At 58.7% G+C, this 22,400-nt stretch carries 17 protein-coding genes; 8 read left to right on the plus strand and 9 right to left on the minus strand.

Annotated features, from left to right (window positions below):
* Window positions 1-14 precede the first annotated feature (14 nt).
* The 7 genes from FA04_RS03030 to FA04_RS34990 all read right to left on the minus strand — a co-directional run bounded on the left by FA04_RS03030 (window position 15) and on the right by FA04_RS34990 (window position 10,279).
* The gene (locus FA04_RS03030) at window positions 15-1,058 is read right to left on the minus strand and encodes a hypothetical protein (RefSeq protein ID WP_034802272.1); all 1,044 of its coding nucleotides are present in this window, start codon (window positions 1,056-1,058) and stop codon (window positions 15-17) included.
* Entirely contained in the window at window positions 1,058-3,772 is a 2,715-nt protein-coding gene (locus FA04_RS03035) for a virulence factor SrfC family protein (RefSeq protein ID WP_051659623.1), read from the minus strand. Before FA04_RS03035 ends, FA04_RS03030 begins: the two co-directional genes overlap by 1 nt.
* A gap of 14 nt (window positions 3,773-3,786) precedes the next feature.
* Window positions 3,787-6,906, minus strand: a complete 3,120-nt coding sequence (locus FA04_RS03040; RefSeq protein WP_034802269.1) for a virulence factor SrfB — start codon at window positions 6,904-6,906, stop codon at window positions 3,787-3,789.
* 37 nt (window positions 6,907-6,943) lie between these two features.
* Window positions 6,944-8,230 carry a hypothetical protein gene (locus FA04_RS03045; RefSeq protein WP_034802267.1) on the minus strand — a complete coding sequence of 429 codons (1,287 nt, stop codon included), beginning with the start codon at window positions 8,228-8,230 and terminating at the stop codon, window positions 6,944-6,946.
* A 6-nt stretch (window positions 8,231-8,236) separates the two neighbouring features.
* Window positions 8,237-9,163, minus strand: coding sequence for a hypothetical protein (locus tag FA04_RS03050; protein ID WP_034802265.1), 927 nt, complete (start codon window positions 9,161-9,163; stop codon window positions 8,237-8,239).
* Between the two features lie 269 nt (window positions 9,164-9,432).
* Entirely contained in the window at window positions 9,433-9,879 is a 447-nt protein-coding gene (locus FA04_RS03055) for a flagellin N-terminal helical domain-containing protein (RefSeq protein ID WP_051659622.1), read from the minus strand.
* A gap of 217 nt (window positions 9,880-10,096) precedes the next feature.
* Entirely contained in the window at window positions 10,097-10,279 is a 183-nt protein-coding gene (locus FA04_RS34990; RefSeq protein ID WP_156552940.1) for a hypothetical protein, read from the minus strand.
* 641 nt (window positions 10,280-10,920) lie between these two features.
* Between FA04_RS34990 and FA04_RS03065 the strand changes: the two genes are divergently transcribed.
* The 3 genes from FA04_RS03065 to FA04_RS35825 all read left to right on the plus strand — a co-directional run bounded on the left by FA04_RS03065 (window position 10,921) and on the right by FA04_RS35825 (window position 14,205).
* On the plus strand, window positions 10,921-12,018 hold the full coding sequence (locus FA04_RS03065) for a hypothetical protein (RefSeq protein ID WP_051659621.1): 1,098 nt from the start codon (window positions 10,921-10,923) through the stop codon (window positions 12,016-12,018).
* Entirely contained in the window at window positions 12,015-12,911 is an 897-nt protein-coding gene (locus tag FA04_RS03070; protein ID WP_156552942.1) for a helix-turn-helix domain-containing protein, read from the plus strand. Before FA04_RS03065 ends, FA04_RS03070 begins: the two co-directional genes overlap by 4 nt.
* A 130-nt stretch (window positions 12,912-13,041) precedes the next feature.
* Window positions 13,042-14,205, plus strand: coding sequence for a 3'-5' exonuclease (locus FA04_RS35825; RefSeq protein WP_156552944.1), 1,164 nt, complete (start codon window positions 13,042-13,044; stop codon window positions 14,203-14,205).
* 90 nt (window positions 14,206-14,295) lie between these two features.
* Here FA04_RS35825 and istB (FA04_RS03080) read toward each other — a convergent pair whose 3' ends face one another.
* Window positions 14,296-15,072 carry an IS21-like element helper ATPase IstB gene (gene istB / locus FA04_RS03080; protein ID WP_060644370.1) on the minus strand — a complete coding sequence of 259 codons (777 nt, stop codon included), beginning with the start codon at window positions 15,070-15,072 and terminating at the stop codon, window positions 14,296-14,298.
* 12 nt (window positions 15,073-15,084) lie between these two features.
* On the minus strand, window positions 15,085-16,389 hold the full coding sequence (istA, locus tag FA04_RS34210) for an IS21 family transposase (protein WP_257785191.1): 1,305 nt from the start codon (window positions 16,387-16,389) through the stop codon (window positions 15,085-15,087).
* A 59-nt stretch (window positions 16,390-16,448) separates the two neighbouring features.
* Here istA (FA04_RS34210) and istA (FA04_RS03090) point away from each other — a divergent pair, with 59 nt between their 5' ends.
* The 5 genes from istA (FA04_RS03090) (at window position 16,449) to FA04_RS03110 (ending at window position 22,399) form a co-directional block, all read left to right on the plus strand.
* Window positions 16,449-17,981, plus strand: a complete 1,533-nt coding sequence (istA, locus tag FA04_RS03090; protein ID WP_034804397.1) for an IS21 family transposase — start codon at window positions 16,449-16,451, stop codon at window positions 17,979-17,981.
* On the plus strand, window positions 17,971-18,765 hold the full coding sequence (gene istB / locus FA04_RS03095; protein WP_034804394.1) for an IS21-like element helper ATPase IstB: 795 nt from the start codon (window positions 17,971-17,973) through the stop codon (window positions 18,763-18,765). Before istA (FA04_RS03090) ends, istB (FA04_RS03095) begins: the two co-directional genes overlap by 11 nt.
* Window positions 18,766-18,800: 35 nt before the next feature.
* Entirely contained in the window at window positions 18,801-19,931 is a 1,131-nt protein-coding gene (locus FA04_RS03100; protein ID WP_156552946.1) for a hypothetical protein, read from the plus strand.
* Between the two features lie 12 nt (window positions 19,932-19,943).
* Window positions 19,944-20,309: a hypothetical protein gene (locus FA04_RS03105; protein WP_034789153.1), complete on the plus strand. Its 366-nt coding sequence runs from the start codon at window positions 19,944-19,946 to the stop codon at window positions 20,307-20,309.
* Window positions 20,310-20,512: 203 nt separating this feature from the next.
* A complete protein-coding gene (locus FA04_RS03110) occupies window positions 20,513-22,399 on the plus strand; it encodes an AAA family ATPase (RefSeq protein ID WP_034789156.1) in 1,887 nt (628 codons plus the stop codon).
* The last annotated feature ends 1 nt before the right edge of the window (window position 22,400 follow it).

The following is a 22,400-nucleotide window of genomic DNA, read 5'->3' on the forward strand; positions in this document are numbered from 1 at the left end:
CCTGGTTTCGGCCCTCATGGGTCAAGGCTCCCTTGGCAGTAGGTGCTTCCGAAGAAATCACGGTAGGGTCCATCGCTGGACTTTGAGGCCTCGCAGATCGATGTCAGCAGGCTCTTGGCCTCGGCGTTCCCACCCAGAGCGAGTTCGAAATAGGCGCGTGCAGCGCGGTTGGCATCGATCGCCTGCACCCGGCTGTCGTCGAAGGTTCGCGGGTCGTACCACTTTGCCTGCGTCAGCTTTGCAGTGGTGTTCCCCCGGGCGACGGAGATGTTGATCGCCTGGTTGGCGATGACGGTGTCCCCAGCGTCGAAGGCTTCTTCGGTCAGCGACAGCAATTCGTCCCCGTCGTCGTCCGACGCCTTGAGGCGCTCGAACTTGGCCGAAAGAGATTCCGACGGGTCGGTCGGCGTGGTGGCTTCCGCTTCCTGCAGGGGGCTGTCCGGGCTGTTCAGAGGACCCCACTTCCAGTAAGCAAAGCCACCGCCTCCGGCGAGGATCAGAAGCAGAAGGATGTAGGCCCAGGCGTAACTGCGTTTCCGCTTCTCCTTGGCTTCGACCTTTTCCGCCTCAGGCTCGGTCTTTTTCAAGGTTACCGTCGGCTCCACCGGAGCAGGCAAAGGAGGCCGTACGACCAAGAGTTCAGGCTGCTCCTCCACCAAGGCTTCGATCTCTGTCGTCTTGGGAGGGATTGTCGGCGGTTCTGACAGCGTCCCCGAATATCCCTTGGGACTTTGCATGATCTCTGGCCAGAAGGCCTGACCGAAAGTTTCAGCGTTCTCGACCTGCAGCCTTACATAGAGACTGTAGGGGATGCGGTCGCAAACTGCCGGGCCAGCCCTTAGGATGACCTTGGAATCCGACCGTGAGACAAGTTCGACATCCATCGCGATAGGGCTAGCTTGCCACCCGTCAGGCCCGAGATAAGGGGTGTCGGTCGATTTGCGGGATACGAGAAGCCGGTGCGGGCTCTCCGGGAGATGGGCGTCGTGGAACGTGATCAGCGCATGACCGAAGTAGCGCGACTCGTCCTCGAGAACCTCGATGCGGACTTCTTTCATCAGACCGCCTTTCCAAGTTGGATCGAGGAGGCAGATTCTCCGAGGCCGACGATGATGGTCCGCAGCCGTTCGTTCTGCTCCACGTTCAGCGTGAACCCTTCGCCCGACATCACGTTGTCCACGACCAGCTGGTGGAATGCGTACATCCACTCCGAAAGCGCCAGATAGGCGAAGTTGTTTCGTTCGGGCGGCAGGCCGTCGCAGTTCGCCCTGGGCGGCCGCTTCGCAAACACGCTGATCGTTCCGTCTTCGGAGCCGTCAGGAGCGCGTGGCCTTTTGTCCTCAGGTACAATGTCGAAGCCAAGGGTGCTGGCGAACCGGTTAATGTGGCTGGTTGCGAAGAAGCCGGCCTTTTCGAGCAGGATGTCCGGTCTTTCAATGGCATTCCCTGCCAGCTTCTGTAGGTCGACGGCGATGCGTCCCTCGAGTTCCGAGCGCCGTGCGCCGGCGATCAGTTCCGAGACGAGTTCCCCCGCTGTTTCCGCATCCAGTCCCATGGCCTGTAAAGCTTCGTCGTTTCGCGTCATCGCAAACAGGTTCTCGGTCCAGTGACCAACCGCCGCCCGCGCGAGATAAGCTTCTTTCGGCATGGATTTGAGAGGGACCGCGGAAACGGCGGTTACGGAGGCCTTCGATGCCGCGGCTGCGGGTTTCTTGCCTCCAGGCAATGGAGGCGCGGCCTTGCCGGGGATCGGGGGTGCTTTCCGCGTGACTGTCGGCGTTTCGGTGCCCGCCACAGGGCCGTCGTCTCCGTTCGAGAATCCCCTGAGTCGGCTTCCATAGGCGATATGCAGATGCTCGGATATCCCGTTCTGCGAGATTTGCAGCATCCTGATGGCGCTGCCGAACTGGTTGCGGTCCCAGGCTTCTGAGAGACCCGCGAGTATCCGACCGGATACCTCCTGACGCTCCTCAAGCCGCTTGTTGATGTCGCTGTCCACGAAGTACGGCGAAACCACGCGCCGGATTTCCTGGCCGATGGCGGCGAGGCGCTCCTTGATCTGGTTGAACTTGATTTCCGGGCGGCAGATCGCCGCCAGGTTCTGCGCGAGATAGTTCACGCCGCCGTCGTTGAGCTTGAGGGCCTCGTCAAAAGCGCGGGCGGGATCGGCGAAATGCGCCTGTACTTCCTCGACCTGGAGATACGCCTTCCTGAGGACGGCGACCTTTTCGACCTTGTCGGGAAGGATTTCGACTTCGGTGTTCCCCTTGTAGCGGATCATGAACTCCGCCTTGAAGTTCGGGTTCCTCAGCCAGTAGGTGTTGTTGAACGGTCGGCCCGGCGTCCATTCGAACGGCCAGCGGTGCGCCTTGCCGAAATAACTCGTCAACGACGACCCCAGACGTGCTTTGAACCGATCCGAAGGACTGTTCCCTTCGTCGCCCGCCCGCTCGTTAAAGTGCTGGTCCATCATCGTCAGGACCAAAAACAGCGCCGTCTCTGCCCTCGCACGGTCCGCGGCGGTGGCTCCGTGCGTCGTCTGTATCCACCTGTCGATCATGTCCGGCAGTTCGACGACTTCCTGGTTGGACGGCTTGATGCAGAGGAGGATGCTCGAAATCTCCTGCTCGGCTACATATCGGTCGAACAGGAAGGCTACTTTGCCCCGTCGGAACAGGTCCTGAAGCGCGTCGGGCTTGTCGTCGAAGAAGTTCTCGAAATCGACTTTCTGCCTGCTTCTCGCCCCAGGAAAGTCCAACAGGTCGGTATGCTCGAAGAAGGGCCACGGCTGGTCGGCGATCGCGATCCTCAATTCGGCGGCCAAGGCTGTCACGACCGAGCGGGCAAGCATGACGGGTGCGCCTGTCATCGACCGGATTGAAAGGTCCTCCGTCTGTCCGTCGGTTCCAAGCCCGCTCAGGGTCGCGACGTCGATGATGCTCCTGTCTCGCGGGACGAGCGCGTCGATTTGGCAGTAGGCGTCTGTGGGGAAGCCCAACCTCTCAAGTGCAGACACCAGTTCCACGTACACGCGGGTGAACTGCGGAATGCCACCCCACAATACTGAAAACAGGTTGGCGCGATCCTCGACCGAGAGCCGCGGTGCCAGATCGGCTGCGGTTTCCCAGTATGCGGACAAGGTCTCGATGTACGAGAGGCCCGAGAACTGCTTCTCGAAGTACTCCTGCAAATCCCACACGTCTTCTTCGCTCGGACCGCGCGACGGCCTGGCTCCTGCGCGCGCCCTAGCCGTATCCAGGACAGAGAGAACCGTATCAGGCTTGAGGGGAGGTCGCTTCTTGGGTTCGCCGTCGAGGAAGAAGCTGTTGCCAAGGATTTTCGCTATGTCGGTCTCGCTCAGCATCCTGAGGACAACGGGCGAGCCCGGCGGGCTCGGCTCCTGGCGGATGGAGAACCTGGTGACGAGGCCTGTCGATTCCCGGTCGCCGCCTGGATTGATTTCGCGGATGAAGTCCACGTCCCGGCCGAGATCGCCAAAACGGGCCATCAGCGGCTTGTCTCCGTCGCGGGCAAGGACCGACACGAGGTATGATTTGCCAGCCTGGCTCGGCCCGAAAACGCCGACGCACATCGGACGGTCGATTGCCGCCTGCGCCTTCCTGGCGGCGATAATCGATTTCCTGATCTGCTGCTCCGCGATCTTGCGGCTCGCGCCAACCCGGTCGGCATTCGCCGTATCCGAAACCCAGACAAGGCTTTGCTGGGCCAGATCAAGGGCGTTGCTACATACTTTCTTCAACTCGGCTTGCATGATGATCGCCCGACTTATTGAATGGATAGAATTCCGGTGTCGAGCCAGTACCCGTCACCAGTATCGATTGCCAGCGTATCCAGCTTCAGTTCCATCAGGCGTTTGACCGGTGCGCCCGAAGCATCCTCGGCGTCCTCGATGACGAATTCCTCTCTGGTGAGCTCGCTGGTCATCAGAGCCGCCTCGTTAGTCTCCTCCTCGTCCGCGTTCTGCGCGTTTCTCGCGATCGTGACCTTGATCGGCCGCGCGACGTTGCGGGTCGACCTCGACTGGGCCACTGTCAGCTTGTAGAGCGGCGTCGCCACCCAGCGCTCAAGCGGCAGTTGCCTGAAGCCTATGCGGACAGGGCTGTGATAATCGAACTCCGCCTCGTCCGTCGCTCCGCTGTTGTCGAGGTCGATGTCGTGGAACAGCAACTTCTCGTCCGCGAGCGACGTGCCGTTCTCGAGAAGCCCGATGTAGCGCGCCGTCGAATGCATCCGTAGGTATTGCGAGTAGAGCGTGAAGTTGGTGATGGACGATGCTGACAGCGCGCAGAGCATCGCTCCGACCACCGCAGTGGTCTTTGGATCGTCGATATGGGTATTACTTACCCCTCGGAACGGATACCAGGTCCCGACACGGTAATCCCTGATCGGAATGACGGCATCGGTCCTGACGGCCATCTTGTTCGTGAAGAGGCTGATCATTTGCGGAAGTCGCATGGGCCGACCGGTCAGCAACACGACATCCGCGTCGAGGTGGTTGATCGCCTCCGCGATATTGTCGAACACGCTGTCGAATGTGGCTAGGACGCACTCGTCTACTTCGACCGGATCGATAAAAATGTCGCAATCGGCGATCCGAAGTTCTTTCGCGCCAAGCGCGTGAGCCTTCTCCTTGATGTAGCCAAGAATCCTTTCGTCTACTGGAACTTCGGCTTCTTCGTCGCCGCGCATGTCGAAGAAGCTGGACACCTTGCGGGTTTCCGTGTGCCTCGAGTTCGCCGACATCGCTTCGCACTCGGAAAGGATACCGATCGCGATGGGTTGCATGACCTGAAGCACGAACTGACGCCTGAGGTGCTTCTCCTGTTCGGACATCGTGGGATTATCCCCAGCGAAGCGGTCCTTGAGAAAGTTCCTGGCGCTTCCGACCCCGGCTGCCCTGAGCTGGTCTTCGAGGCGGGGAATGACCAGCCGCTCGATGATGGTCTTGAGGAGATCATCGCCAGCGATGCGGAAGCCTTCCCTAAAATTCTGCTCGGGATAGAGCGCCACGTTGTCGGTCTGGAAGTATGTTGTCACCATCAAGTCGGTGGTGCCGCCCCCGACGTCAACGCTTGCGATCCTGAGGCTCCGTTCCTCCTTCCCCTTGTTCTTGCCCGCAGGGAGTGAATCCGGCCTGATCCTGTCCTTTCCGAGGAGGTCGAAGAGCGTGCGGATCGACCCTAGCTTTTGCACCGCCTCGCCGTAGAGATAGACGAGATGGACCGAGCTGGCCTCGTCCCACGAGCAGTGTACTTCTGGGCGTTTGCTGTTGATCCCGTTTTCCGTTTCGCTCCATCCGGCGAGCGACCAGACCAGCTTCACCGCCGCCTCCGCTCGCGATTTGAGGATGCGCTGCTCCTGTACCGGCGTCGCCGACGGGATCGTCATGATGATCCGGCGAAGCCGTCGTGGAACGTCCTTGAGTCGGCGTTCGCGCCTGACCCCCGGGTTATTCATCATCGACATTGCCTGCGATATGATCTCGGCCAGCATGAAGGTGAAGAACGACGACTTCGAGAACGAGAATCGGCTGGCGGTCTGGAGTTCCTGCTCCATGATCTTGAGTTTGTAGTTCTGACGGTCCGTCTCGAGTTGCTCGAGCACGTCGCCCCTGTCGTTTACGAAACGATACATGGTGCGCTCGACGAGGGGCTGTAGCGTTCCGTCCTCGTCCGGCGTCGCCGACCGGAACTTCCAGGGCTGGAGAACAGGGTCCGAACTCCAAAGGTAGCGTTTTGGAGACGACATGCCAGTCGATGCTTCGGTTCCCTCGGACTCTCCCCGCAGACGCGAGGCTTCGGGGCCGATACGTAAAAGACTGGGCCAGAAGAACGCCTTCGACCGTCCGGACCGACGCGCCTTGTCCTCGGTGCCGAATTCCGCCGCGACAAGTTCGCACTGGCTTTCGAAAGGGTCGCGGTAGACCAGCTCGGGTCGCGAGAGGTCACGCAACTCCATGACGAGCGAGTTGTTCAGGTCCACGTTCATATCGTCAGGGAATGACTGAATGAGAAGGCCGCACGAACGGGAGTTTCCAATGTCCAACACGAGATCGACATCGATCGGCTGGACTGCTTTGGTGTCGCTCACCGTGTCGATCAAGGTCACCTTCCCGATCTCGATCGCGCTCGCGATGAACTGGACGAACGTGATGTAACGCGCGAGATGTTCGAACCTGTAGGGGAAATCGTCAGCACGAAGCTCGCGCCCGCGCTTTTCCTGCTTCTTGAAGTTCTTGAAAATTTCTCGCAACCAGTCGTCTACCCACTGCTGAACGTCCACGTCGCCTCTGTCGGGAACGGTGATCTTGTGGGACAGGAACGAGATAATGTCGGGCAGGCGGCTCATCAGCCGGAAGGATTCCGTCCTCCCCGCATCCTCGGGGGTGGGCGCAAGGTAGGGCCGGTTCGGCTTCTTGGGAGCCAGTGAAGTGTCGAACGCGAAGATGACTCGGTGGGTCGCCTCTTCGTCCTGGTAGGTCTTGCGCGTTTCCGTCACGCGCACGCGCACCCAGTCGGTCGGTCCCTGTGAGTAGATTTCGTTCCCGAAGTCGTCCTTGCCGGGTTCGATCTTGAAGAACGGCATCGGCACCCACCTATTCAGGAAGGTGTTCAGCGCCAGAGATTTGTTGACTTCGTAGTTCGCGACATCGTCGGCGTGAGAGGAATGGGGAAAAGGCGCGGTCGGATCGTCGTCTTTCCAGTTTGTCAGAAGCCGCACGAGCGTCTTGCCGTCTGCGTCTACCTGCCCTGGTGAATTGCGTTCGACGAAAGAGCGGGACAGACGGGGCGTCTGGTCGAAATCGAATCCAAACTCGACGAACTGGATGCCGCTGTCGGGAACCAGTGTCAGCCCCTCGCTGAAATCCGCTAGGTTTGTTAGCATGCCTTCACCATTATGCAGGTTATGTTTCGGACAACTGTCATGGGACTGTGAACTCCATAACCTTGACGATTTCCTTCTCGTCCTGAACGACGCCGGATTTGATGATCGGCTCTTTCCCCTTTTGCTCGACGACCACCTCGAAGGGAGTGGAGGTCGGCGGGCCGCTTTCGTTTGTGCCGAAGTACTTCACTTCCACGCCATATCGCCCCGGCATCAAAGCCGATTCGCCGAAGCGCACATGTTCGATGGGACGGTCGACCCGCTCCCTGTAGTTTCTGTCGATTTCAAGCCGCCCTCCACATGCAAGGGCATCATGGGCGACCTTCTTGCCGTTGGGGCAGATCACGTAGAGATCGAGGTCGTGGGTATTGTTCCAGAGCAGACTGATCGTGGTTTCGTTGGGATTGAGTTCGACACCGGCCTCGGTCACGCGTTTTCGCACTTCGTCAACCGGATCGACGGATGGGACGGGGACGCACTGCATCGCGGTTCCTCGTACTTGGTCCGTGAGAGATGCCAATTCTGTCGTCAGGGCTTTTGCGTCCGCCTGCTTTGCCTCGATCTGGGGATCGGCGATCTGGCGGCAAAATGCTCCGTCTCCCCATCCAAACACGTAGGTTCCGCTAAATGGCATGCGGACGCCGCATGCGGGGAGAAGCATCCAGCCGATGACAAAAGGAAGGATCAGGGCAAATGCCCAAAGAACGGACGAAAGGACGCGAAGCCAATCCCTCTGAGGTGAATTTGCCAACGCGCTTGTCGATGTCGAGTTGGCGACTGCTTCTCCTTCGTGCGGTAGATTTTGGTCGATGACGACCTGCTGCGTAGCCGGAAAAATCCGGTCCCGGCGATTGATCGTATGACTCCCGGTCAATTCCGACGATCGAGGTTCATATCCCCAGGCGGTGAGGATGATGGAAGCCTTCCCTGAAGGAACATCGCCTCCAAGCCAGATGAACTCGTCGCCCGGGTGGCAGATTGCGTTACGAAGCGCTGCGGCCGTGGTTCGCGCTGCTTGATCGTTTTTCTCCTCATACCTACCTGCGGCGGCCGCAATGACGGACACCTCGGCTTGGAGGCGCTTCCTGTAGTAGTCCGCAAGTTCGTCGGGAAGCGAGGTGAGCTGGGTCAACTGATCATCGGTTTCGGCATACCAGTCGATACCCGATCCGTCGGCGCGCGCTACGGGTTCCGCGAGCCTTAGACCGATTTTCCCTTTGAATTCTCGCTCCAGGATTGCCTGCAGGCGTGGTAGAGACCGCTCGGCGGCCGAGCCGACGGGACGCATATTCAGTAAAGGCGTGGTCGCGATAAACTGGCTCATGGCGCGTCACCCACCCTGCCCAACAGGTGAATTCTCCAAGGGAGGCAGCCCCACAAGGGCTCTGTCTATCTCGCACGCGTTCTTGCCGGCTTCCGTCTGCAACACGGCGATCTGCCGTGTCAGTTCGTCGTTCGCCGTATTCAGTTGTGTCAGAACACCTTGATCGCCCCGGTTTTCGCGCTCGTATACGAGGTTCCCTGGCCATGCAACGTAAGCGAGGATACCGCCGAACAAGGTGACTAGAGCGGCAGGTGCCAACCAACGATGGTGTCGTGACGGAGCGGTTGCGACGATTGAGGGCGTTGCCGATGCCACGGCCTGCTTCTCCACGACCGGAGCCGCATGTGCGGCGTGCGTGACGTGAGCCTGTTCCCGGACTTCTATTTTCCCCGCATTCGCCCATTGTTTGCCTGGCAGCCGTGTCGCCACGTTGCTCCCGATGAACCGTCCGACCGTGTCGTCGGTGTGCCTTGCATATGCGCTCTGGGTCGCTGTCGCCTCCGCGGGTAGTGCGCCCCAGTTGGTGAGGATCGCATGCTCTCCCACGGCCATGATCGAACCGTGGTCATACACGTTGAGCATAGCGGCGACGGTCTCGCCGATCTCCGGATCGTTCAGCGCGGGTTTAAGCTTGCCTATTCGCCGGACGAGGTCCTCCTCGATCCGAGACAGCTTGCCCCGGTCTATAGCAGACAGTTCCTTGGGATCGTCGTCATGGCTGCCGAACCAAGCGACGTTCAGGACATCTCCCCCGTCTTGTCGCTTCACGTTCGGCTCGGCGAAAATCCTCGACGCACCGTCGCCGCACAACGCGTCTATGCGGGCAAAGGTTGCGTCGCACCCCGACCACAGGGAAGCGCCCTTGGCGGACAGAACTTCCGAGGACCTGACCTTCGTTGATCTGATGAAATGAAAGTTTCCTGCCTTTGGCATGTAGCCCCCGCCATACCAATCAACCACAAATCACTGTTACGCCTTTTGCACTGATCTACCAAGGGTCTAATTGCAACGCAATGACAACTTAGGCGCATGTTAACTTATAGTTAACTTTATTAATTCTGGTTCGGCCAAGTAAAAGAGGCGAAAACGGGGCCTGATATAAGTCACGACAAGAACAACACCGCCGCCGCTGAATTGCATGTGGTTCACTCGTTGCCCCCGTCGCTCACCGCTTTGGGTGGAAGGTGGAAGGTTCACATGGCTCAATTCTCAATGGAAATTATGCGCCTATTCGTGACGCCGAGATCGGCTGCGAGCCAATTCTGGCCATTGAAGGATGCGGACAGGGCCACGGTCTTCATCTGATCCTGAAGTTGCGAGATGTCTTTCTGGATTTTCGACCTGTCCGTTCCAGGTTCCCTGCCGGTGACGAGTTTCGACTTGATCTCGGAAATGATGGCAATCGAGTTGCTCAGTCCGGTGTAAGCCACGTCGATTGTCGCAGCAGAGATCGAAAGCGTGTCCGCAATCGCTGAAATCGCCTTGTTGTCTGATTTCATCGTGGTGGCGATCGACCAATAGGCCGCATTGTCGGCCGCCGTCTTGACCCGCAGGCCCGACGACATCCTTTCCTGCTCATCACCGAGCCGACCGTTGATCAGTGTACTCAGGGCCGCCATAGCCGAGATGTTGGTGAGGATGCTTGTCATCAGACTTCGCCGTTTTATCAATGTCTAAAATGAACGGTATCGTCATGATGCCAGGTTGGCCGGATGGGGCCGCCAACTGACTATGGTTCACAAAGCCTTAATGGAGATGGCAAGTTGGCAGGGTAGAAATACCGGTCAGGCGTGAAATCGATCAGCGACCGCGATGTAGGTGAAGAAGAAACCTCTTCCCGTCGTTTCCCAGCCCCGCCAGATGCAGTCAAACTATTTCGATGGCTGCTGGTACATCTTTCCGTCCATACCCCATCTGGTGGCCACGCTGACGGCTTTCACGTCTGACCTGCTTTCGTGCTTCCTCTTCCTTCCAGGCTTGCTGGCGATCCTCCAGCGCCTTTCTCAGGAACTCCGGCATGGGACGACGTTTGATGGCCGTCTGTTCCACCTTCGGTTCTTCCTTGCTTTCTACGAGGATTGAAGGCTCCGTTTCGAAGAGCACTGAGGGCGCGGCACTCAAAGCATTGGATTCCCTATACGGAATCGCCGGGTACTGGAGTCCTATATTTAACCTCTGTGTGGAGGCAGGGGAGGGTCGCCCAGAACGCCACGGGCGGCATATTGCGCCCGGTCGGTCGCAGAAGGTGGCGCAGCCTCTCCGACGCCACGGTTGGTCGCTGATCCGGCTCAGGTTTTCAGTCCTCAAGTCAGATAAGGCCATGGGTTCCCCGACTCGGCGATGGGCGCGAAGGTCGCCAATAAACGAGCTATAGCCCGACAGATATAGCGACCAGGTCGCACGACGCACAACAACGCGTTGGTTTATTTGACGCTACCAAGCGCCCGCTGCGGGAACCGGCCAAAAGCTCGCTACTGGCTTCAGACTGGCCGGAAAGTCGGCAAGGCGTCGGGTAATGGCGCATTCGCGATCTGTATTCTGGCGATCGCTCCACGGACGGCAGTGTCCTCAAAGGCTGTGCGCAATAATGATAAATATTATTCACCGTTGCCACGTTTAGCTATTGATATGATGGCGATGATATTGCTATATCACCATAATTATTCGATGGGGGCGTCATGGAAATTCAAATGACACAACATGCAATTGCCCGGGCACAGCAACGAGGCATACCGAAGGCGATCATCGGCAACCTTTATCGATTTGGAGAGTCGAGAAACAGCAAGGGCGCGACAAGCATCTTTCTCTCACGGAAAGCCCTGCGCTCGGCCGAGAACGAGCTAACCGCCCAAGAATTTCAAACGCTTTCGAAATACCGCAATAGCTTCCTTGTTGTCGGGGACAAGCAGCAGATCGTCACCGCTGCGCGTTCCCTCAAAAAAATTCTACCGCCAGTAACCATGCCACAGGAGTCTGCTGCTTTGGATAAAGCAATCGACAACTTCAGCCGCTACGCACCGATCATCAGCTCTGTGAGGACGACAGACCCCCTTGCCAAGCCCACTATCAAATCAGCCCTCGAATACAAACGCGATGGCCATCTTGAGGTCACGTATTCACCGTTCGACCATGTCGCCACGAACTCGCGGCTTGTGATCGTCGGAATCACACCAGGACGAGCGCAGGCAACAAACGCCCTTGTGGCGGCAAGCCAATCTCTCCGACGCGGCGACGCTGTCGAGGTGGCATTGAGGACGGCAAAGCTGACGGCCAGCTTCAGCGGTAAGCAGATGCGCACTAATCTCGTGCGCATGCTCGATTGCATCGGCCTCAATCGCCTATTCGGAGTCGCCTCGGCCGACGAGCTCTTTACGGCTGCCGGCGAACAGGTCCATTTCACGTCTGCATTGCGGTATCCGGTGTTCGTTGATGGCGAAAACTACAACGGCACACCGCACATGATCAAAACACCGATCCTGCGAACCCTCATCGAACGGTATCTCGGTGAAGAAGCTCGGATGCTTCCAGATGCGGTGTGGCTTCCTCTCTGCCCTAAGCCTGCAATGGCCTTGCTCCACCTTGTGAACCTTGGCCATCTACGCCCCCAACAAATCTTGGATGGAATGCCGCATCCCAGCGGCGCAAACGGTGAGAGAGTAGCGTCCTTCGTTGGCGCGAAGGAGGCGCACCTGCTTTCCGACAAAACGAACGCGCAGCAGCTCGCGGCAGCGAGGGAACGGCTGACCGATAAGATCGATCGCCTCGCCAAGCTTGGGGAATTCGCATGAACGAGAAAGCCAGTGGAAACGTGCCATTCACGAAAGATGAAATGCTGGAGGAACTGAAGGGCATCCTCTATTGCCAGGCATCTCAGGTCGCGCTGGTCTGCAATCCTGAGATGGCTGTCGTGTTCTTCGGCGTTAACGTCGATGACTGGCACGACAGCGCAAAGACAGACGATCTCGCACAAGTCGATCTCAAGCGCTTCGACGTCACGAGGAATCTTGATGTCGCCTACGACTATGCGTTCCAGACCGGAGCCTATTGGATTTACGGCATGGACGAAGACATCGAAGTGGCTGCGTTCGGTCGCGGGGTCAACCCGTGGTCCTTCGAGGGAAGCTTATCTCCCTATCTATATGATGACAGCAAGGCACGTCATGTCGTCGATATGGCGCTCGGCCGATATAAACTCGAACAGGGGGACGATCTTTCCGTCAGGGAGCTAGCGCTTCTTGCCAGCATGACGGAAGCTGCCGTCCGAAATTCATTGAGCAAAGAAGGCATTGAGACGCGAGGCAAGCCTGCCAAGGTTTCGGCGGAAACTGCCTTAACCTGGCTGCAGGGACGGCGGGGCTTTATTCAAACCCGCAAGGAGGAAACAGTCGTTCAAAATCGCATCCTGCACGCGAAAGTCGCCTTCGGTCATTATCCGTTTAACGAGGCACTTGCCGCACTCGTCCGAAGCGAACAGATCGACCTCGCCGAAGTCGCTCGGAAGGCGACCGTCGATGCTTCCGACATCGAGCGCATTCTCGGCGGAGAAGAATACAACCTCGATCTCGAAATGTTGCGCCGGATCGGCGAGGCACTCGAGATTGATGCTCCCCACTTCGTAGGTGTCGCCGTCGAAAACGCCATTCGAAGGAAGCACCATAAATCCCAGCCGTCTGCCGACTGAATCACAAAACTCGTTGGCCTTACGCTGTCTGCAATGGTGTTTCAGACAGCTCTTCCTGCTGGGGAAATTGCTCCCATTGGTGGCGGCTTTCTCAAATGAGCTTCAAGACAGTAAAAGTGAGGGGAAAAAGATGGACCACTCCGCCAAGGTCATCCTGGATGAGCTTCTGGACGCCAAGCCGCGCCCGACTGCCGAGGCTCCAAGGGATTCGCGCGGCCTCTACGGTCTCGTGGATCACAACGGCATTCTCCGCTACATCGGATCGACGAGCTCCGCCAACGAAACGTTCTACAAGCGCATCCATCAGCGTCACCGGACAGGCTCGGAAAGCACAAGTCACTATTTCTCGCGCATGTACAATACGGGTCGTATGTGGCGTGACCGCGATGACAAGCTGACGGCGGCCGACGGGTCGATCGCAAAGGAGCTTCGCAATGCCTTCGTGGCCGACCATTGCAGCGCTGTGTGGGTAACTTTGCCCGACTATCTGGATATCGCAGGACTAGAGCGGGCCGTTCTTTCCCTGGCACCCCCCAACGTGATCGCCTGGAACGGGCGCGCGATGGAAATCTACGGCGAGCCTACAGATCTTGTCGATGCGACGATCCGGCGGCTCGGGTGGGGCACGAGGGAGTTAGATGCCATTGAGCGCCAGCGACTTCGTTACGTCAGCAGCAGGATCATTGCTTCGCCTTCGGCTCCCTTGATTAAACCGCAAGCGACGAAGCCGTTCCTCATTGACGATTTCCGCTTCTTCGCGCTCGACGTGGAGACGGCGAATGCCGACCGGTCGAGTATCTGCCAGATCGGCATAGCCTGTGTCCGCCCGGACAATTCGATCGAGACCTGGATGACCTACGTCGACCCGAAAACTAGCGACTGGTCTTGCAGCAAAATACACGGCATCACGGCCCGGACCGTGGCAGGAGCTCCGTCCTTTAGCGAGGTGTACCCGCACCTGTTGAAGGCTCTGGCGGACAAAATCGTGTATCAACACTCCGGCTTCGATCAATCTGCCATTGCCTCGGCCTGTGCCAGAAATGCATTGAGCTTGCCGACATGGGAATGGCGTGACAGCGTGCTGGTCGCCCGTCTTGCCTGGCCCGAGCTAAAAGGCAACGGCGGTCATGGACTCTCCTCTTTGAAGCAACACCTCGGATTGCGTTTCACCCACCATGATGCCGAGGAAGACGCTAGGGCGTCTGCAGAAATCGTGCTGCGTGCCGAGAGCCGCTCTTCAAGGCCCGTGACAATCGATCTGCCTGTTCGACCGTCACCCTGCGGATTTCGCTAGATCGGGACAGTCATTTCAGCAAGTCGCGGACAAGCGTTTCGCTAAGTCGCGGACAACGGGTGCGATCGAATTCCGGTTGCCTGGTTGCTGTTACGGGTGATTGATTTCGGTTATTTCGCCGCCGGTCAAGAGCGTCGGCGTTTTTCGTTTCCGCATGCTGTCGCCTTCGAGCGTTATGCGGTGAGCGTTGTGAACAATACGGTCCAAAATCGCATCAGCTAAAGTGGCCTCTCCGATCATTTCGTGCCAGGCCGCCACGGGAAGCTGAGCCGTGATCAGGGTCGATTTCCGCCGATATCGTTCCTCGAAGATTTCTAGCAGATCGAGGCGCTGTCGATCGTTCAAGGTGTGGGTTCCCCAGTCATCCAGCACCAGCAAGTGAACGCGCGCAAGCTTGTCGACGAGGCGCGGAAAGCGTCCATCGAGTCTGGCAAGTGCGAGATCCTCAAACAGCCGCGGCATACGAACGTAGAGGACTGAGTAGTCGAGGCGGGCCGCCTGTCGTGCGAAGGCGCAAGCAATCCACGTCTTTCCGGTGCCTGTTTGGCCGGTTAGGATCAGATTCTCGTTTGCCTTCAGCCATGCACCTTGCGCCAGAGATAGGACGTTCCGGCGATCAAGACCGCGGTGAGATCCAAAATCGATGTCTTCGATCGAGGCATTGGCAAAACGAAGCTTTGCTGTAGCGAGCCTGTTTGTCAGCCGTCGGTCTGTTCTCACGGCGATCTCTCGGTCGAGCATCAACCCCAACCGTTCGTCGAAGCTAAGGTCGTTTCCATGAGCCTGCTCGATAAGCTCGCGATAGGCGGTCGCCATCCCGGCAAGACCAAGCGCATTCATCTGATCCAGTGTTGGATGTGTCAGCATCTGATGTCCTCTTCATTGGTAGTAGGTTTTGCCGCGGATATTGCCGTGCGGCGGCGCCGGCTTCACAGCCTCGCTCATGGCCGGAGCCTGATCGAGACCAGATCTGAGAATGTTGGCGACAGACGAATAGCTGAGCGCGTTGATGACCAGCGCCCGCTCGCAAGCCAGCTCCAGCCGATCGGATTCGTAACGGCGCGCCAGGGAGAGAACGCCTTGAGCGGATCGGTAGCCCTGCTCGGGGTGTGGGCGATCGCATAACAGACGTTCGATAAAGGTCGCCGTATTGGTCCCGACTTTCGCTGCTTCCTTGCGCAATGTGTGGGGTGTCGTGTTTGCGTAGCGCTGGTGAGCCTTGGGCATATGTTCATTGACGGTAATGTGGCCCGAGCGCTGCGAGCTTCGGATGTGGCTGGCGACACGCTTGTGGTCAAAGAAGATCTCGACTGCCCGATACGTCAACCTGATATCGACCCGTCTTCCGATGAGACCGTGCGGCACGGAATAGAACGTCTTGTCGACGTCGACATGGTAATCGGGATGGACCTTGGCGACCTTCCATTCCGCATACTCAAACGGCGTTGAAGGCAGCGGCTTGAGCTGGGAGCGCTCGACTTCATCGAACAAAGCGCGCCGAGATTTGCCATATCGCCGCATCGTTCGGGTGTTGAGGTCCTCGATCAAAGCGCTGATGCGGATATTGAGATCGACAAGGCTGAAGAAACGGTCGTTTCGAAGTCTGGCCAGAACCCACCTCTCGACGATTAAAACCGACCCTTCGGCGGAGGGCTTATCTCGAGGACGCCTCGGGCGTGCCGGCAATATTGTCGTATCGTAATGATCGGCGAAGGCTGCAAATGTCGCATTCAACGTCGGCTCGAACCAAAGAGCCTTGGCCACCGCAGACTTGAGGTTGTCGCAGATCGTGGTCTTCGTCACGCCACCGAAGTAACTGAAGGCCCGTTGGTTCGCTTCGATCCAATCCGGCAGCTTTTGGCTGAAGCTGGCATAAGAGAACGTCAGTTGTGACGCGCTTAGCACCGCCACATAGATCTGCGCTTCGCGGATCTCGCCGGTAGAGGGATCGATGATCGGGATCGTATGGCCGGCATAGTCGCATTCCATCGCCACGCCACCAACGTGACGGCTGCGATAGGTGGGCTTGGCTCGGCTTTCGTGATCGGCAAACCGGCAGCAAAACCACGTATAGCCATAGCCATCCGGATGGGCCTCACGATATTCCTGCCATAACAGATTGAGCGTCACTGTTGGTTTCCGCGCGGAACTGAGCCGGTTAGGCGCATAATTTCCATTGAGAATTGAGCCATGTGAACCTTCCCCTCAACGCGGTGAGCGACGGGGGCAACGGAGTGATCCACATGGGACTTTTAAACATCATCCGTCGGATGGCACTGCGCGAGAAGCTGTCGGTTCGCGAGATCAGCCGACGAACCGGATTGTCGCGCAACACGATCGCGAAGTACTTGAGCGCTGGCACGATCGAACCGAAGTTCGCGATACCAGAGCGACCAAGCAAGCTCGATCCTTTTGCCGATAAACTGGCCGGCTGGCTGAAGACCGAGGCCGGGAAGTCGCGCAAGCAGCGTCGAACGTTGAAGCAGGTTCACGCCGATCTGGTGGCTCTTGGCTTTGCCGGTTCTTATGGCCGGGTGGCCGCTTTCGCCCGTGATTGGCGGGCTGATCGGCAGCGTGAGCAGCAGACGACGGGCCGCGGCATATTCGTTCCGCTGTCTTTCCGCCCAGGTGAGGCATTCCAGTTCGATTGGAGCGAGGACTATGCCGTCATAGGCGGAGAGCGCGTGAAGCTTCAGGTCGCGCACATCAAGCTGTCGCACAGTCGGGCTTTTCTGGTCAGAGCCTACCTGCTGCAAACGCACGAGATGCTCTTTGACGCCCATTGGCACGGCTTCCGTGTGTTCGGCGGCGTACCTTGTCGCGGCATCTACGATAACATGAAGACAGCAGTCGATCGCGTCGGCCGCGGCAAGGAGCGACAGGTCAATATCCGCTTCCTCGCGATGACGAACCACTACGTCTTTGCGCCTGAGTTTTGCAATCCCGCCGCAGGATGGGAGAAGGGCCAGGTCGAGAAGAATGTTCAGGATGCCCGACCGCGGCTGTGGCAGCAGATGCCGGACTTTCCGGATTTGCTGGCGTTGAATACCTGGTTGGAACAGCATTGCCAGGACCTGTGGCGGGAGACGCCGCATGGCACCTTGTCCGGTACGATCGCGGATGTTTGGGCTGATGAGCGGGCAGCATTGATGGCATTGCCTACCGCTTTTGACGGCTTCGTCGAGCAGAGCAAGCGCGTCTCGCCGACATGCCTGATCACCTTCGAGCGTAATCGTTACAGCGTGCCTGCGTCTTTTGCGAACCGGCCCGTCAGCCTGCGGATTTATCCCGAGCGACTGGTCGTTGCAGCCGAGGGCAATATCCTCTGCGAACATCCGCGGATCATAGAACGCAGTCACGACAAGCCACCACGAACGATTTACGACTGGCGGCATTACCTTGCCGTCATCCAGCGCAAGCCCGGTGCCCTGCGCAATGGCGCACCCTTCCTGGAATTGCCACTGGCCTTTCGGCAACTGCAGGACCAGATGCTTCGCCGCCCCGGTGGTGATCGTGAGATGGCCGATATCCTTGCCCTTGTCCTTCATCACGATGAGCAGGTCGTCGTCAGGGCTGTGGAACTGGCCTTGGATGCGGGCGTGGCGACCAAGACGCATGTGCTGAACCTGCTGCATCGACTGATCGACGGCAAGACGACCGACGGTCCCGATATCGATACGCCACAGGCGCTGACCTTGCTGCGCGAGCCTAAGGCCAACGTCGAACGCTATGACGGTCTGCGTGTCCGGATCGTGGGAGGTCGTCATGCGTCATGATCCTGCCAGCGCCGCCGTCGTCATCATGCTGCGTAGCCTGAAGATGTATGGCATGGCCCAGGCGGTCACGGACCTGATCGAGCAAGGAGCGCCAGCGTTCGATGCGGCCGTACCCATCCTGTCCCAGTTGCTGAAAGCCGAGATGGCCGAGCGCGAGGTTCGCTCCATCGCCTACCACATGAAGGCTGCCCGCTTCCCGGCCTACAAGGACCTCTCCGGCTTCAACTTCGCCGCCAGCGAGATCAACGAAGCGACCGTGCGCCAACTGCACCGATGCGAGTTCATGGACGGCGCGCAGAATATCGTGCTCGTCGGCGGGCCGGGCACAGGAAAAACACATGTCGCGACAGCTCTCGGCATTCAGGCGATCGAGCATCATCGCCGCAAGGTCCGCTTCTTCTCGACCATCGAATTGGTCAACGCGCTCGAGCAGGAAAAGGCCAAGGGCAAGGCAGGCCAGATCGCAGAGACGCTGGTTCGCCTCGATCTGCTGATCCTCGATGAGCTTGGATACCTTCCGTTCAGTGCTTCAGGCGGAGCGCTGCTCTTCCACCTGCTGAGCAAGCTTTATGAGCGCACCAGCGTCATCATCACCACCAACCTCAGCTTCAGCGAATGGGCCACCGTCTTCGGCGACGCCAAGATGACAACCGCTTTGCTCGACCGCCTGACCCACCGTTGCCATATCCTGGAAACAGGAAACGACAGCTTCCGCTTCAAGGCCAGCTCGGCCGCTGCGGCACAAAAGAGAGGAGAAAAAGCCAGCCCATTGACCAAACTCTGATCAGAAAACCATACTTAGAGGTGGCTCACTTCTCGGTGGAAAAACCGGCTCAGTTCCGCGTGGAAACCAACAGCTCAGGCATCGACAAGCCGAAGCACAAGGTCGAACTGGGGCGCTTGGTCGACTATCTCTGCATCACCAAACCGGAACGGGTGTGGCAGAGCCTAGAGCGCCTGATGTCGACGTTGGTCAAATATCGGATTGTCGATCCCAAGACGTCGAAACGGGCGATCAAGCCGCTGATCGAGCAGGTCGCGATGACTACCAATCGCCTGACCGCAAAGACCGTCATCGACTACTCGATCCCCGGCGTCATCCGGGACACGATCCTGCAATCGCGGTCGTGGGCATGGCTCGACATCAACGCGTTCCCACGGTTTACGACAAAATACACCGGCAGGCTGTACCCCAAGCTGGCGCTAATGGCCGGCTACGACTACCGGGTCCGCAAGCCGTGGGAGCCGACCATCGAAGAACTGGCACAGTTCATCGGTTATGCGGAACCTGGCGAGGACATCCATGTCGGCAGCTTCATGAGGGCGATAGACAAGGTCCTCGCCGATCTCGAGGAACATGTCTATCGTTTCCAAGTCACGTGCGTAAAGCCGAGGCGGGGATCGGGAAGAGGCGGGCCGAGAGAAGGGACCTTCTTTTTCCAGACGACCACCGCCTCGAAGAGCCTGTACGAGCATCAGCCCGCCGTCCTCGGCCCGACGCAAATCAATCGCATCGAGTTCCGGCAACACTCTCCTCTGGCGTCTCGGGAGCACCCGGAGACGAGGTGGTTCGCTCAGGCGCAGATGATGACCGGGATCGACGCCGACGAGCTTTCCGATCGCTGGCGTCTGAATGTCGCCGACGCTCGGCTGCATCCGGAGAAACGCTTGGGGGCGATGGCGGGCGCTCTCCTGACGTCCGTCCTCGACGACGAAGGTCTCCGCCAGGCTTTCCGCATGTGGATCAACATGTGCGTGATTGTCGGCGACGACAGTTCCGAATTGCCGGTGGTTACAGACGGCACGCCCAGAATTGTGCGCGGCAACATCGCCGGCACCTGGATTGAGGAAGAGGTCTGGTATTCCGAGGACGACGAGGACGACGAACGCGAGGACCTGCGGACCGCAGGAGACTTCGCCGACCTGGCATACGGCGATGCCGAATATTGAACTGGAGGGACAATGGAAACGATCAAACAGAAATTCATGCGCATCTACGCAAATCAGATCAACATTTTGACGCAGGAGCACATGCGCTCATTCCCAGTCACCGGCTATTGCCGGATCGACATGGTGGGCGACGACGCCCTCAAGGGTGTCATCGGTGGCGAACTCTATTGTCTCCTCGGCAGCGCCCTGAAGCGCCTTCGGGAAATGGACGCCGAGATCGTGCGCCGCCGCCTCTACCTGAGGCTCATCACTTGTCTTTCGAAGATGAACCTCGGAGAACTCGAAGACGAATGTCTCGACATCCTCCGCATGCCGCGGCCGGAGAAGACAGCGGTCAAGAAGCCCGCAAGGCAGCACAACGCACTTCTGTTCGTCTGATGAATCTGTCGATCGCACCTCATTAACCGTGCGGTCAATCCACTCACGAATGCCGAGTTGACAATCAGGGTCGCACGCGGCAAGGTTGCAAATAAGTTGACCACGAAAGTCGAGCCGAAAGCCATGAACTCACTGCGAATAGAGATAGCCGCCTGACCCCTCCGGGGGATCAACGCTATCGTCTATTCGTAGGAGTGCATCACATGGCTAAAGCCAAAGAGCGCCTGTCTTTCGAGCGCCGCATCGCCGACCTTCATCTTACCCGCCATCTCCGTCCATATCGCCGCGCAAAGGCGTGCTACCTCGTCGCGGTCCTCCCGGCGGGCGTATCTTCTCTCGTCTGGAAAGATGCGGCACTGACGTGGACGAAAACCGATGAGGACGTCGATTGGCGCTACAAAGACCCTGTCGTCGTAGCTTCCGAAAGCATCCTCGACGATCTGGCGGTATCCCGCGAGCGTGTCGTAGTACTGATCGAAAACGATGACCGCGACGACCTGCTCAAGCACGTCACCATCGCGGCCGCGGATGCGGTCATCGATATCGATTGCATTGATCCCAAGCTCATCCAGCTGGCTTTCCGCGAATTCACCGGCGGCGGTATCTCGTACGATGACGCCGCCGTTCTCGCCACGCTTCCTGCTTCCCGTCGCCGCTTGGTCTCGCTCACCGGCCGCCCCGTGTCGGAAACGATCGGACGCCTGTCGGAGGCTCTGAAAAAGGAAGACGTCGCTAAGTCCGAAGATGCGGTTGCGGTGAAAAAGAAGAAGTCGGTTCGACCGCTTGAGGAGTTGCACGGTTTCCGAGAGGCAAAGACCTGGGGTCTTGAGCTGGCCCGCGACCTCGCAGACTATCGTGAGGGCATCATCCAGTGGACGGACGTCGATAATGGTCTGCTGCTCTCGGGTCCTCCGGGAACGGGCAAGACTACGTTTGCCAAGTCTCTCGCGGAAACATGCGGTGTTGGCCTTGTCGTCGGTTCTTATTCGACCTGGATCGCCACCGGCGACGGTCATCAGGGTGACTTGCTGAAGTCGATGCGTCAGGCGTTCGATCTCGCGCGCAAGCTCGCGCCGTCGGTCCTGCTCATCGACGAGATCGACAATTTCGTGAAACGTGGAAGCATCGGAAACGGTCGCGCGGACGAATGGATGCGAGGTGTTGTCAACGGCCTGCTCGAATTGCTCGACGGCGCGACATCGCGCGAGGGCGTAGTCGTTATCGGGTCATGTAACGATCATTCCGTGATCGATGAGGCCCTCCGTCGCCCGGGTCGCCTGGATCGCCACATCGAGATTGGACCTCCCGACGCCGGAGCTCGAATGCGCATCCTCGCTGACTATCTCGGCGTCGACCTCGACCTTTCTCCTTACCTCCGACGCACAGAAGGAATGAGCGGCGCAGACCTCGAACGCGCAGCTCGCGACACCCGCCGCCTAGCACGTCGCGAACGCACGGAAATCGCGCACCATCACATTATCGCGGCGCTTCCCCCTCGCGCTCCGCGTCCGGCCGAGTACCTCCGCCTGATCGCTCGGCACGAGATCGGACATGCTGTTGTCGGTGCTGTGCTCGGGGGCCGCCTGCTGCATGTGTATCTGCTGAAAGAGTATGATCCCGCGGTTACGACCTCTGTAGCCGGCGCGGCTGTTTTCCGGATCGAAAAACACGAGCATCGCACCGCTGATAAGCATCGCGATCTCATTTGCACCAAACTCGCAGGCATGGCGTCCGAGCTGATTCACTACGGCAGCCATGGCGACGTCTGCGTGGCCGATCTCGACGAGGCCTCGGCGTTGGCGACGTACATGCTGTCAAGCCTTGGAATGGGTGACACGCTGACGTCCGCCGGTCATCGCGAGCCCCACGAATTGGCGGAAGCTCGTGTGATGGACCCGGCGCTTGCCCGCGACGTCGAAGCATTGCTTCAGGAGCAGGCTGCGCGTGCGCGTGAAATTCTTGAGCAACACCGCGACGCCGTTGATGAACTCGTTGAACTGTTGATCTTGCGCGGTCGCCTCATGGGGCCGGAAGTCCGCGACACGATCCGCTCTTATGAGCAGGGTCCCTCGCTCCCGAAGGCGGTGTAGA

Origin of the sequence: Ensifer adhaerens, assembly GCF_000697965.2 — a bacterium.
Taxonomy (GTDB): domain Bacteria; phylum Pseudomonadota; class Alphaproteobacteria; order Rhizobiales; family Rhizobiaceae; genus Ensifer; species Ensifer adhaerens.